General features: G+C 72.3%; 11 protein-coding genes. 7 read left to right on the top strand and 4 right to left on the bottom strand.

Features of this window, described 5'->3' with window-relative positions; genetic code table 11:
* Positions 1 to 79 precede the first annotated feature (79 nt).
* Complete coding sequence (locus ACZ63E_RS34095; protein WP_465310702.1) at positions 80 to 634, top strand: suppressor of fused domain protein; 555 nt, start codon at positions 80 to 82, stop codon at positions 632 to 634.
* Here ACZ63E_RS34095 and ACZ63E_RS34090 read toward each other — a convergent pair.
* Positions 604 to 1,470 (bottom strand): LysR family transcriptional regulator, encoded by an 867-nt coding sequence (locus ACZ63E_RS34090; RefSeq protein ID WP_465340323.1) that lies wholly within the window; start codon positions 1,468 to 1,470, stop codon positions 604 to 606. The two genes, ACZ63E_RS34095 and ACZ63E_RS34090, sit on opposite strands and share 31 nt — an antisense overlap.
* A gap of 82 nt (positions 1,471 to 1,552) precedes the next feature.
* Here ACZ63E_RS34090 and ACZ63E_RS34085 point away from each other — a divergent pair, with 82 nt between their 5' ends.
* Positions 1,553 to 2,440: an MBL fold metallo-hydrolase gene (locus ACZ63E_RS34085; protein WP_465340322.1), complete on the top strand. Its 888-nt coding sequence runs from the start codon at positions 1,553 to 1,555 to the stop codon at positions 2,438 to 2,440.
* 191 nt (positions 2,441 to 2,631) lie between these two features.
* Here ACZ63E_RS34085 and ACZ63E_RS34080 read toward each other — a convergent pair whose 3' ends face one another.
* On the bottom strand, positions 2,632 to 4,170 hold the full coding sequence (locus tag ACZ63E_RS34080; protein ID WP_465340321.1) for a phytoene desaturase family protein: 1,539 nt from the start codon (positions 4,168 to 4,170) through the stop codon (positions 2,632 to 2,634).
* A gap of 272 nt (positions 4,171 to 4,442) precedes the next feature.
* Here ACZ63E_RS34080 and ACZ63E_RS34075 point away from each other — a divergent pair, with 272 nt between their 5' ends.
* The 3 genes from ACZ63E_RS34075 (at position 4,443) to ACZ63E_RS34065 (ending at position 8,659) form a co-directional block, all read left to right on the top strand.
* Entirely contained in the window at positions 4,443 to 5,447 is a 1,005-nt protein-coding gene (locus ACZ63E_RS34075) for a serine protein kinase RIO (protein WP_465340320.1), read from the top strand.
* A gap of 325 nt (positions 5,448 to 5,772) precedes the next feature.
* Positions 5,773 to 7,383 (top strand): DEAD/DEAH box helicase, encoded by a 1,611-nt coding sequence (locus tag ACZ63E_RS34070; protein WP_465340318.1) that lies wholly within the window; start codon positions 5,773 to 5,775, stop codon positions 7,381 to 7,383.
* A gap of 100 nt (positions 7,384 to 7,483) precedes the next feature.
* Positions 7,484 to 8,659 carry an 8-amino-7-oxononanoate synthase gene (locus tag ACZ63E_RS34065; protein ID WP_465340317.1) on the top strand — a complete coding sequence of 392 codons (1,176 nt, stop codon included), beginning with the start codon at positions 7,484 to 7,486 and terminating at the stop codon, positions 8,657 to 8,659.
* Positions 8,660 to 8,662: 3 nt separating this feature from the next.
* Here the strand turns inward: ACZ63E_RS34065 and ACZ63E_RS34060 are convergent, their stop codons facing one another.
* Together ACZ63E_RS34060 and ACZ63E_RS34055 are read right to left on the bottom strand one after the other, a co-directional pair.
* Positions 8,663 to 9,097 (bottom strand): GNAT family N-acetyltransferase, encoded by a 435-nt coding sequence (locus tag ACZ63E_RS34060; RefSeq protein ID WP_465340316.1) that lies wholly within the window; start codon positions 9,095 to 9,097, stop codon positions 8,663 to 8,665.
* A 17-nt stretch (positions 9,098 to 9,114) separates the two neighbouring features.
* Positions 9,115 to 9,921: a S1 family peptidase gene (locus ACZ63E_RS34055; RefSeq protein ID WP_465340315.1), complete on the bottom strand. Its 807-nt coding sequence runs from the start codon at positions 9,919 to 9,921 to the stop codon at positions 9,115 to 9,117.
* Between the two features lie 166 nt (positions 9,922 to 10,087).
* Between ACZ63E_RS34055 and ACZ63E_RS34050 the strand changes: the two genes are divergently transcribed.
* Positions 10,088 to 10,960, top strand: coding sequence for a M15 family metallopeptidase (locus ACZ63E_RS34050; protein ID WP_465340314.1), 873 nt, complete (start codon positions 10,088 to 10,090; stop codon positions 10,958 to 10,960).
* A gap of 97 nt (positions 10,961 to 11,057) precedes the next feature.
* Complete coding sequence (locus tag ACZ63E_RS34045; RefSeq protein ID WP_465340313.1) at positions 11,058 to 12,452, top strand: mycothione reductase; 1,395 nt, start codon at positions 11,058 to 11,060, stop codon at positions 12,450 to 12,452.
* Positions 12,453 to 12,458: the final 6 nt, after the last annotated feature.

The raw sequence follows: 12,458 nt of genomic DNA, 5'->3' as shown, positions 1-12,458 counted from the left end.
CCCACCCTGCCCGAAACTGCCGCGCCCGGGCCAACGGCGCACCACCGCGGCTCGACGGGCGGGTCGTATGCTGCGCGCCATGCCGAGCCGTGCCGAGCGGTATTTCGCCCATCTCGACACCCTGACCGGGGACACCGAGGCCCGCCTGCAGCCGATCCCGTCCACCCATCCCGAGCTCGACGACGTCATCGCGTTCGTCTACGCCGACGAGCCGGAACCGCGCTACCTGACCGGCGCGACGTACGGGCTTTCGCTGGCCGACCACCCCGACTGGCACGGCGTGAGACCGGAGCTGTGGATCAGCGTCCGGTCCGACGACCCGGTGTGGGCGCTGGCCATCGGCTACCTCGCCGAGCAGCTGCGGGGCACCTGCCCGTTCGTCTACGGCGACACCATCGACTTCGGGCAGCCGATCGCGCCGGAGTCCGGCATGACGGCGTTCGCCGTCTCGGCGCCCGCGGGCCTGGACGCGCACCAGTACACGCTGATCGACCTCGGCGGCCCGCCGATCAGCATCGCCGGCTGTTACCCCGTGCACGACACCGAGCGCCAGTACATCCGCGAGCACGGCATCGACGCGTTCTGGCAGCTGGACTGGGACCTCTACGACGTCCGGCGTCCGCCGGTGGTCTGATACGCGGCCGTCGCGAGCCCGGCGAACGACCTGACCAGCGGTCCGGCGTCCTTCCACGCGACGACCACCGGACTCGGCGCCAGGTCGGTCAGCGGCACGACGGCCAGCTCCCCGGGCGGCCGGTGCCCCAGCGGCATCAGGCCGACGGTGCCGTTCCAGAGCACGGCCCCGACGCACTCCTGCACGGCGCGCACCACCGGCCCGTCGCGGGGTTCACCGCCGTGCCAGTACGCCTGCCAGACCGGGTCGGTGCCGTCCGGGAACCGGAACCAGCGGCGGCCGGCCAGGTCCGCCAGCACCAGGCTTTCCCGGCGGGCCAACGGGTCGTCGGCGCGCAGCACCGCGCCCACCGGGTCGGCGCGCAGCTGCCGGACGGTCAGGCCGGTCTCGTCGAACGGCCCGCGTGTCAGGGCGACGTCGACCAGCCCGGCGCGCAGCCCGCAGGTCGGGTCGGTCAGGTCGGTGTCGCGGACGACGACTTCGACCTCGGGGTGCCGGCGGCGGTAGGCGTCGGCGAGGCGCGTCGCGCCCGGGTCGGCGTTGTCGGCGAGGATGCCGACGGTGAGCGTCGCGGCGCCGGCCGCGGCGGCCACGCGCACCCGCGCCTGATCGGCGTGGTCGAGCAGCGCCCGCGCTTCGGCCAGCAGCGCGGCCCCGGCCGGGGTGAGCGCGACCCCCGCGGCGGACCGGACGAGCAGGACGGCGCCGACGTCCGCCTCCAGCTGCTTGATCGCCCGGCTCAGCGGCGGCTGGCTCATGTGCAGCCGCGTGGCGGCACGCCCGAAGTGGAGTTCCTCGGCGACCGCCACGAAGTACCGAAGCGTGCGTAGCTCCATGACCGGCGACGATATTCGCCGGGTATCGGCTCCGCACAACCGGTCTTGGACGGGAGCGCCGCCCCGGCGGTGGAATCGGGGCATGACCGAACCGACCGATCCCGCCGTCCGCGTCGGCGGCGCCCGCGAGCTCGCCCCGGACCTGCTCGTGATCCCGAACGACCACGTCGACCTGGTGCCCAACATCGGCGTGGTCGGCGGCCGGGACGCCGTCCTGGTCGTCGACACCGGCATCGGCACCGCCAACGCCTCGGAGGTCCTCGCCTTCGCGACCGAAGTGGCGAAGGGCCGTCGCCTTTACCTGACCACGACGCACTTCCACCCCGAGCACGCGTTCGGCGCGCAGGTGTTCGCCGGCGAGGCCACCTACCTGGTCAACCGCACCCAGGCCGACGACCTGAGCACCAAGGGCCCGGGTTACCTGGAGATGTTCCGCGGCCTCGGCGAGGTGATCGCCCGGCGCCTCGACGGCGTCCGGGTGCCGGCGCCCGACGTCGTCTACGACGGCACGCACGAGCTCGACCTCGGCGGCCGGACGGTCCGGCTGCGCCCCACCGGCCGCGGGCACACGAAGGGCGACCAGGTCGTCGAGGTGCCGGACGCCGGGGTCCTGTTCACCGGCGACCTGGCCGAAACCGGGCAGTTCGCGATCTTCCCGTGGTTCCCGCCGCACGACGCGGACGTCTCCGGCATCGGCTGGCTCACGGTCCTCGACCGGCTGGTGGCGGACGAGCCGCGGGTGGTGGTCCCGGGCCACGGGGAGGTCGGCGGCGGCGCCGTGCTCACCGACGTCCGCGACTACCTGCGCGAGCTGCGCGACGAGACCTGGCGACGACGCGACTCCGCGATGGCGCAGGCGGAGATCGTCGCGGAAGTCCGGGCCCTGCTGCTGGAGCGGCACCCGGAGTGGGCCGGGCAGGAGTGGATCGAGCCGGGCGTCGGCTGCCTGTGCGCCGAACACGGCGGTTGACCCTTTCGGGCGGCGCGAACCTCGCGTCACGGAGTGGTGAGCCAGTCGCCCATTGCGCGGTCGATCTTGAAGTGGCACGCGGCAGTGCGCGGTGAGCCGCACGCACCCTCGGCGATCTCCGGAGGGAGATGGCGGCCGGGAGTCGTTGACCCCGCGGACCGGATATCCGCCGTATGGAAAACAAATGGGGATCACCGACCGGGAAGGCCCAGCACCGCCATCGCCGCGTTGTGGCCCGGAATGCCGCTGACACCACCTCCCCTCGTCGCGCCCGCGCCGCACAGCAGGACGCGGTCGTGCGCCGTTTCGACGCCCCACCTGCCCGCCTGGCCCGGATCTTGCGCGAACGGCCAGGACAGGTCCCGGTGGAAGATGTGCCCGGCCGGCAGGCCCAGCTCGGCCTCCAGGTCGAGCGGGGTCTTCGCCTCCACACAGGGTTTCCCGTCCGGCCCGGTCAGCAGGCAGTCCTCGATCGGCTCGGCCAGCACGCTGTTCAGCGAAGCCAGCGTCGCGCGCAACGCCGCTTCGCGCGCCTCCTCGTTGCGCCCTTCGAAGAGCCGCGCGGGCATGTGCAGGCCGAACAGGGTGAGGGTCTGGGCGCCGGCCGCGCGCTCGGCCGGACCCAGGATCGACGGGTCCGTCAGCGAGTGGCAGTAGATCTCGCACGGCGGCAGCGTGGGGATCTGCCCCGCCGCCGCCTCGCGGTACGCCGTTTCCAGCCGGCCGAAGGTTTCGTTGACGTGGAACGTGCCGCCGAACGCCTCGGCCGGGTCGACGGCCGGGTCACGCAGCTTCGGCAGCCGCGACAGCACCATGTTCACCTTCAGCTGGGCGCCTTCGGGCCGCTCCGGCGGCTCCTCGCCCAGCAGCCGCGTGAGGGTGGCCGGCGCGACGTTCGCCAGGACGTGCCCGCCCCGCACGACGTGCTCGGTGTCGTCACGGCGGTAGCGCACCTCGCCGTCCGGGTCGAGCGACAGCACCTCCGCGCCGGTCACCAGGCGCGCGCCCGCCGCGGCCGCCACCGCCGCGAGCGAGCCGGTGACCGCGCCCATGCCGCCGACCGGCACGTCCCAGTCGCCGGTGCCGTTGCCGATCACGTGGTAGAGCAGGCACCGGTTCTGCCGCAGGTCCGCTCCGCCTGCCGAGGCGAAGGTGCCGATCAGCGCGTCGGTGAGCACGACTCCGCGCACGGTGTCGTCGCCGAACCACGCCGTGAGCGCCTCGCCGATCGGCCGCTCGAACAGCGTCGACCACGCTTCTTCGTCGCCGACCCGGTCCCGGAAGTCCACTTCGGACAGCAGAGGCTCGGTCAGGGTGCCGAAAGTGCGTTCGGCGACGCGCCTGGTCAGCTCGTAGAACCGCTGCCACGCCGCGAAGTCCGCTGTGGACCCCGTGAGCGCGCGGAACGACGCCGCCGTCCGGGCGTCGTCGCCGGTGTCGACAAGGAGACCCGAGTCGCCGGCGGGTGTGTAGGACGACATCCGGCGCCGCTTCAGCCGCACGTCGAGGCCGAGGTCGGCGATGATCTTCTTGGGCAGCAGGCTGACCAGGTACGAGTAGCGCGACAGCCGGACGTCGACCCCGTCGAACGCGCGGAACGACACCGCGGCGCCGCCGGTCTCGCCCCGCCGTTCGAGCACGAGCACCGACCGGCCCGCCCGCGCCAGGTACGCGGCCGCCACCAGCCCGTTGTGACCGCCACCGACGACCACGACGTCGTAGGAATCCATCCACCCCTCCTCGCTCGGCTTGCCCGTTCATCGTGACCACGGCGGCGGGCCGAATACAAGGAAAGGGCGCGAACGGTCCGTTCGTGCTATTCGGTTGCGCGGCCCCGGATCGGTCCGGCAAGCTGAAGCGCATCCGGCAGGGAGCCGGAGTGGGAAGAGCAGGAGGTGCGACTCGTGATGACTGTCCGGGCCCTTCCGCGCCCTCGCCCACCCGCCCCCCGAGGCTGACCACGCGCCCGGTGGGGCATCCCTGACCAAGGAGAACCCCACCAGTGCGCCAGCACGACTTCGAAGACTTCGACCTGTTCGACGAACACCGTCCGGCCGGCAGCGGACGCCGCCGAGCTCGGCTCGACGAAGAAGACCCCCGGACCACCCGCCGCCGGACGGCGCGGTTCGAAGACGACCCCGAACCCACCCGCAGCGGGCGGCTGACCGAGGGCGAACGCGTCCGCCTCGCGAAGCTGCGCGACGACGCCTACACCGAAAACCAGCTGCCCGACGACGCCGACCGCTGGTCCACCTGGGACGACGCCGAACACGGCCCGCTCCCCCGGCCGGACTGGGTGGTCACCGAGCTCGCCGCGGTCGACACCGACCTCGGCGTCCTCAAGACCGGCAAGGAGGCCGATGTCCACCTCTTGCGGCGTGGCCTGCCCGGCACGCCGGGAGCCCTGCTCGCCGCGAAGCGCTACCGCAGCGACGAACACAAGCTGTTCCACCGCGACGCGGGGTACCTCGAAGGGCGGCGGATGCGCCGCTCCCGCGAGATGCGCGCGATCGAGCACCGCACGGCGTTCGGCCGCAACCTCATCGCCGAACAGTGGGCCGTCGCAGAGTTCGCCGCCCTGAGTCGCTTGTGGACGCTCGGCGCGCCGGTGCCGTACCCGGTGCAGCGCAACGGCACCGAGCTGCTCCTCGAGTTCGTCGGCGAGGACGACGGGACGGCCGCACCCCGGCTGGCCCAGGCACGCCCGGACCCGGTGGAACTCACAGACCTCTGGCACCAGGCGACCGCGGCGCTCGAGCTGCTCGCGTCCGAGGGGCTCGCCCACGGCGACCTCTCGGCGTACAACGTGCTCGTGCACCGAGGCCGGCTGGTGGTGATCGACCTGCCCCAGGTGGTCGACGTCGTGGCCAACCCCGGCGGGGTCGAGTTCCTGGCGCGGGACGTGCGCAACCTGGCCGGCTGGTTCCACGGCCGGGGCCTCGGCGAGGACGTCACCAGGACCGATGAGCTGCTGGCGGAGCTGGCGACGACGGCCGGGCTCGGGTGATCGCGGGGCGGCGGCGCGGATGTGGCGCGGAACACGTCTGCGACGCCGCCCACAACCGGTGACCTCGATGCGTAGTCCCAGCTCCGGCTCGGGTACAGTATGTACAGACCGCAACCGGCGGCGTGGATGAGTTGGTGTCCGTCGCCTCCAGAGCCACCGAATGGCTCGCGGTGATCCGTAACCCCCCAGCGGCGCGCAGTGTCGGAAAGCGCAAGACACAGTGTGCCGGGTCCGTCCTTGTGAACGCCCACCGCACACCATCTTGCCGTGCCTGCGCGCGGGGAGCCCGGGCCTCCTTGCGACGAACCACGTCCGAGAGGCATTTGTGACAGTCACGTTCAACTCCGGTCCGTCCTCGACGTCCGCGCGCGCGGACCGTCCCGACCGCAAGCCGCGCCAGCGGCCCGCGGGCGGGGACATGCTGCGCGACGACGCGGTCGAGACCGTGGCGACCAAGACCTTCGCCCAGCTGGGCCTGCCGGAGCCGCTGCTCCGCGCGCTGGCCGAGGCGGGCATCACCACCCCCTTCCCGATCCAGTCCGCGACCATCCCGGACGCGCTGGCCGGCCGCGACGTGCTGGGCCGCGCCCAGACCGGCTCCGGCAAGACCCTCGCCTTCGGCCTGGCCATGCTGGCCCGGCTCGACGGCGGCAAGGCCCGCCCGAAGCGCCCCCGCGCGCTGATCCTGGTCCCGACCCGCGAGCTGGCCATGCAGGTGGCCGACTCGCTGACCCCGCTGGCCAAGTCCCTCGGCCTGTGGTGCCGCACCGCCGTCGGCGGCATGGCCTTCACCCGCCAGGCCGACGCGCTTTCCCGCGGTGTCGACCTGCTGATCGCCACCCCGGGCCGGCTGTCGGACCACGTCCGCCAGGGCACCGCGCACCTGGGCGACTGCAACTTCATCGCCCTCGACGAGGCCGACCAGATGGCCGACATGGGCTTCATGCCGCAGGTCCGCGAGATCATGGACCTCACCCCGCCGGGTGGGCAGCGCCTGCTGTTCTCGGCGACGCTCGACGGTGACGTCAACCGGCTCGTGCGTCAGTACCTGAGCGACCCGGTCACGCACTCGGTCGCGCCGTCGACCGCGAGCGTCGACACCATGGACCACCACGTGCTCCAGGTTTCGCACCAGGACAAGCAGGACATCATCACGCAGATCGGCGCCCGCGAGGGCCGCACGATCATGTTCGTGCGGACCAAGCACCACGTCGACCGCCTCACCGAGCGGCTGCGCGAGCAGGGCGTGAACGCGCAAGCCCTGCACGGCGGCAAGACGCAGGGGCAGCGCAACCGCGTCCTGGCCGACTTCAAGGAAGGCCACTCGCCGGTGCTCGTCGCCACGGACGTCGCGGCGCGCGGCATCCACGTCGACGACATCTCGCTGGTGCTGCACGTCGACCCGGCGGCCGACCACAAGGACTACCTGCACCGCGCGGGCCGCACGGCGCGCGCCGGCGCGTCCGGTGTGGTCGTCACGCTGGTCACCAACGACCAGCGCCGGATGGTCAAGCGGATGACCGACCGGGCCGGCGTCCGCGCCGAGTCCACGATGGTCCGTCCGGGTGACGACGCGCTGTCGCGCATCACCGGGGCCCGCGAGCCCAGCGGCGAGCCGGTCATCGAGCGGCGGCGCGAGAACCCGCGTCGCGGCGGCGGTGGCTTCCGCGGCGACCGTGGCTTCGGCGGCTCGAGCCGCGGTGGTTACCGCGGAGACCGTGACCGCGGCGGCGACCGTGGTGGCAGCAGCTACGGCGGCGACCGTGGTGACCGCGGGGGCGACCGCGGCGGGTACCACCAGGGTTCCCGCGAAGGCTCCGGCCACCGCGAAGGCCGTCCCGGCGGCTTCGGTGGCCGCGGCCGTCAGCCCCGCTCGGGCAACGGCGGCGGTTACGGCCGCCCGAGCCGTGGCCCGCGTCGCGGCTACGACAGCTGAGTTTTCCCTTCGGAAGCCCCGGACCCTCGTGGTCCGGGGCTTCCGGCGTTTCCGGGCCCGCTTCCCCGTTGTGCCGGGCCCGGATGCGAGACTGCGGGACGTGACTACGCCGCCGACGCTCCCGCCCGAAGAGGTTTTCGACTGGCTCGACACCGAGGCGGAGAAGCGGGCGAACGCGGGGCTCGTGCGGCAGCTGCGGCCGCGTCCCGCGCAGAGCGACGAGCTGGACCTGGCCGGCAACAACTACCTCGGGCTGGCCCGTGACAAGCGGGTCGCCGGGGCGTCCGCGGCCGCCGCGCTCCGCTGGGGCGCCGGCTCGACCGGGTCCCGGCTGGTCACCGGGTCGACGGAGCTGCACACCGAGCTGGAAATGGAGCTCGCGCGGTTCTGCGGCACGCAGGCGGCGCTCGTCTTCTCCTCCGGGTTCGCCGCGAACCTCGGCGCGGTGACGGCGCTTTCGGGGTCCGAAGCCGCGATTGTCACCGACAAGTACATCCACGCGTCGCTGATCGAGGGCTGCCGGCTGTCCCGGGCGGACGTCGCGGCGGTCGCGCACGGGTCGCCGTCGGCGATCAAGCACGCGCTCGCGACCCGGCGCAAGCCGCGGGCGCTGATGGTGACGGACTCGGTGTTCTCGGTCGACGGTGACCTCGCGCCGCTGGCCGAGCTGGCCGGGATCTGCCGTGCGCACGGCGCGGCGATGCTGGTCGACGACGCGCACGGCTTCGGCGTCCTCGGCGAAGGCGGCCGTGGCGCGGTGCACGCGGCCGGGCTCGCGGGCGCGCCCGACGTCGTCACGACGTTGACGCTGTCGAAGTCCCTCGGCGCGCAGGGCGGCGCGGTGCTGGGGCCGCGCCGGGTGATCAAGCATCTCGTGGACACGGCGCGCAGCTTCATCTTCGACACCGCTTTGGCGCCGGCGAGCGCGGCCGCCGCACTGGCCGCGTTGCACGCGCTCAAGGAAGAGCCGGGGCTGGCGGAGAAGGTCCTCGAGAACGCGGGAAACCTCGCGATGTCACTGAAGGCGGCGGGGTTGAAGGCGAGTGTGCCGGACGCCGCCGTCATCTCGATCCAGGCGCCTTCGGCGGAGACGGCTGTCGCCTGGGCGGCGGCGTGTGCCGAGCAGGGCATCCGGGTCGGGTGCTTCCGGCCGCCGTCGGTGCCGGACGGCGTTTCCCGGCTGCGGCTGACCGCGCGGGCCGACCTCACGGAGTCCGATGTGGACCGTGCGGTGAAGGTGATCACGGCGACCGCGCCGCGGGGCGCGACCGCCTGAGCCTTACCGCGGGAGGCGGCGCATCGTGATGTGCGGGATGCCGTCTTCGTCGGTGTACTCGGCGCCTTCCGCGACGAAGCCGTAGCGCGCGTAGAAACCCTGGACGTACGTTTGCGCGTCCAGGACGTACTCGCCGGGGGTGGTGAGGGCCGCGTCCATCAGCTGGGCCGCGAGGCCCCGGCCGCGGGCGGTCGCGGCCGTGGCCACCCGTCCGATGCGGCGGACACCACCCGGGTCGGCGAGCACCCGCAGGTACGAGGTGACGCCGCCGGCGTCTTCGAACCACAGGTGACGGGTGTCCGGCCGCAGGTCACGGCCGTCGAGCTCGGGATAGGCGGCCTTCTGCTCCACGACGAACACGTCCACGCGCAGGCGGAGGATGTCGTGCAGCTGGGCGGCGGTGAGCTCGGGTCCGGACGCGTCGTGCAGGGTCGGCATACCCCTGCTTACCACGCTCAGAAGAGGCGCTGTTTGGCCTGGGCCCGGATGTCGTCGACGTAGGCCGAGACGCGGGTGTAGACACCCGGCTTGCCCGCCTTGCCGCAGCCGTCGCCGAACGAGACGATCCCGATCAGCGTGTCGCCCACGACGAGCGGGCCGCCCGAATCACCCTGGCAGGCGTCGATGCCGCCGTCGGCGTACCCGGCGCAGACCATGGACTTGCTGTTGTAGACGTTGTAGTCGGCGCTGCACTCCGAATCCGAGACCAGCGGCACCTGGGCGCTGCGCAGGTAGTCGGAGCGGGCGCCGCCGTCGGCGACCCGGCCCCAGCCGAGCACCGTCGCCTTCGTGCCGGTGCGGTAGACGTCCTCGCTGTCCGGCAGCTTCGCGGGCCGGTAGTCGAGCTGGCCGCGGACGGTCAGCACGGCGATGTCGTCACCCTGCGTCGGGTCGTTGTACCCGGTGCTGATCCAGATCTTGGAGACGCTCAGCGCCTCGCCGTCGTCGGTCCGCTTGTCCTCCCGGCCCTCAACCACGCGGACGTCCTGCTTCGAGACCGCCTTGGCGCAGTGCGCGGCCGTCGCGACCGCCGTGGAGCTGACGATCACCGCGCCGCAGAACTGGTTGCCGCCCGCGTCGGTCAGGTAGACCGCGTACGGGTGGTCGGAAAGGGACGCCTTGTCGCCGCCCACGATCCGCGGCTGGTTGGCCGACGCCGGGTCCGCCGACGCCGTGCCGACGACCACTGGGACGGCCACGGCGGTGACCGCGAGGAACGCGCCGCACGCGAGCAGCAGGGATCGACGGGACTTCACGGACATGGGACGTTCCCCTCTTCACAGCAGCACAAGACAGAACACTCGGCACCCGGATGACTCCGGTGCGTGAACGAGTGGCGCTGAATACCCTAATCGGAGTGGGCCCGAAACGGTGTCACTGAAACGGGTGGACTCCGCGCTCACCCAACGCTTCTGTCAGGCTGGACGGATGCGACGGACAGCGGCGATGGTCTCCGGGGCGGTCATGGCCTTCACGCTGGGCGCCTGCACGTCGGAAGTCCCCTCCACACCGCAGCCGGTGGCCGCGACGCCGTTCTCGACGACCGTGTCCAAACCCCCCGCTCCGGTGACTTCGGCGCCGCCGAAGCCGTCGAGCGCGCCCGCCGTCACCTGGCAGGTGGGTGCCCGGCCCCTCCCCGTCGGCCCGGACGGGTTCGGCGCGGTCGAACCGACACCACCCGAACTGGTGAACCGGGCACTTCCGACAAAAGACCTCCTTCCGCCCCCGTCCGGCGGCCGCTACGCCTCGACGATCAGCGCGGTGCCCGCCGCCGTCCTCGCGCGCAGCACCTGGCAGCCCGCCTGCCCGGTCAAGGCGACCGACCTGCGCTACCTGACGATGTCGTTCTGGGGTTTCGACGGCCGCGCGCACACCGGCGAGATGCTGGTCAACACGACCGGCGCCGCCGGGATCACCAAAGTCTTCGGACAGCTGTTCGCGGCGCGCTTCCCGCTGGAGGAGATGCGCGTGACCAGCCCGGCCGAGCTCACCGCGCCGCCGACCGGCGACGGCAACTCGACCAGCGCGTTCGTCTGCCGCCCGGCCCGCGGGCAGACGTCCTGGTCGGCGCACGCCTACGGGCTCGCGGTGGACGTCAACCCGTTCTGCAACCCCTACACCCAGGGCAAGCTCGTACTGCCCGAGCTGGCGTCGGCCTACCTGGACCGCACGAACCGCCGTCCGGGCATGGTCCTGGCCGGCGACGCGACCGTGCGGGCGTTCGCGGCGATCGGCTGGAGCTGGGGCGGGGCCTGGACCAGCCCGAAGGACCGGATGCACTTCACCGGCAACGGCCACTGAGCACGTAATACGACGTTAAGCACAGCCGGGAACACCCGCTTCGCGCAGGCGGTTGGCTAGGGTGAATCGACCGGACCGAACCCCCGCGGAGGATGCAGTGCCCCACTACGACCTGGTGATCGTCGGGACGGGATCGGGGAACTCGATCCTCGGGCCCGGTTTCGCCGGCAAGAAGACGGCGATCGTGGAGAAGGGCACCTTCGGCGGCACCTGCCTGAACGTCGGCTGCATCCCGACGAAGATGTTCGTGTACGCCGCCGACGTCGCGTACACGCCTTCGCACAGCGCGAAGTACGGAGTCGACGAAGAGCTGAAGGGCGTGCGCTGGCGCGACATCCGCGACCGCATCTTCGGCCGGATCGACCCGATCGCCGCCGGGGGCGCGGAGTACCGCCGCAGCCACGAGGACAACAAGAACGTCGACGTCTACGAGGGCACCGGCCGCTTCACCGGGCACAAGGAGCTGCGCGTCAGCTTCACCGACGGCCGCGCCGACGAGGTGCTCACCGCCGACAAGTTCGTGCTTGCCGCGGGCGGACGTCCGGTCATCCCGGAGATCCCCGGCATCGAGGACACCGGCTACCACACCTCCGACACCGTGATGCGGCTCGACGAGCTGCCCGAGCGGATCGTCATCCTCGGCGGCGGGTACATCGCGGCCGAGTTCGCGCACGTCTTCGCGTCCTTCGGGGTGCGGGTCACGCTGGTCAACCGGTCCGCGCGGCTGCTGCGCGGCGAAGACGAGGACGTCAGCGCGCGCTTCACCGAACTGGCGTCGGAACGCTTCGACGTCCGTCTCGAGCGCAAGACCGTGCGGGCGCGCAAGACGGCCGACGGCGTCGCGCTGGACCTCGAAGGTCCGCAGGGCGCCGAGACCGTCGAAGCCGACCTGCTGCTGGTCGCCACCGGCCGGAAGCCGAACTCGGACACCCTCGACGTCGCCGTCACCGGAGTGACCACAATGGACAGTGGGCACGTCGTGGTCGACGACTACCAGGAGACCGTCGTCGAAGGCATCTACGCGCTCGGCGACCTGTCCTCGCCGCACGAGCTGAAGCACGTCGCGAACCACGAATCCCGGGTGGTGCAGCACAACCTGCTGCACCCGGACGAGCGGATCAAGGCCGACCACCGGTTCGTGCCGCACGCGGTGTTCACCCACCCGCAGGTCGCCTCCGTCGGGCTCACCGAGCAGAAGGCCCGCAAGCTCGGCGTCTCCTACGTGACGTCGAAGCAGGACTACGCCGGGATCGCGTACGGCTGGGCGATGGAGGACACGACGGGCTTCGCGAAGCTCCTCGCCGACCCGGCGACCGGGCAGCTGCTCGGCGCGCACATCATCGGCCCGCAGGCGTCGTCGGTGATCCAGCCGCTGATCCAGGCGATGAGCTTCGGCCTGGACGCGCGTTCGATGGCGCGCGGCCAGTACTGGATCCACCCGGCGATGCCGGAGCTGGTCGAGAACGCCCTGCTCAACCTGCCCCTGGACTGAGTCACC

The sequence above is a fragment of the Amycolatopsis sp. NPDC104819 genome (assembly GCF_055583145.1).
The sequence above is the reverse complement of the archived record's forward strand: the minus strand, read 5'-3'. Positions and strand labels throughout refer to the sequence as shown.

Excerpts from the sequence above, each read along its gene's own strand:
- ACZ63E_RS34090 (WP_465340323.1), bottom strand. The coding sequence starts at position 1,470 with ATGGAGCTACGCACGCTTCGGTACTTCGTGGCGGTCGCCGAGGAACTC.
- ACZ63E_RS34055 (WP_465340315.1), bottom strand. The coding sequence starts at position 9,921 with ATGTCCGTGAAGTCCCGTCGATCCCTGCTGCTCGCGTGCGGCGCGTTC.
- ACZ63E_RS34085 (WP_465340322.1), top strand. The coding sequence starts at position 1,553 with ATGACCGAACCGACCGATCCCGCCGTCCGCGTCGGCGGCGCCCGCGAG.
- ACZ63E_RS34095 (WP_465310702.1), top strand. The coding sequence starts at position 80 with ATGCCGAGCCGTGCCGAGCGGTATTTCGCCCATCTCGACACCCTGACC.
- ACZ63E_RS34050 (WP_465340314.1), top strand. The coding sequence starts at position 10,088 with ATGCGACGGACAGCGGCGATGGTCTCCGGGGCGGTCATGGCCTTCACG.
- ACZ63E_RS34080 (WP_465340321.1), bottom strand. The coding sequence starts at position 4,170 with ATGGATTCCTACGACGTCGTGGTCGTCGGTGGCGGTCACAACGGGCTG.
- ACZ63E_RS34060 (WP_465340316.1), bottom strand. The coding sequence starts at position 9,097 with ATGCCGACCCTGCACGACGCGTCCGGACCCGAGCTCACCGCCGCCCAG.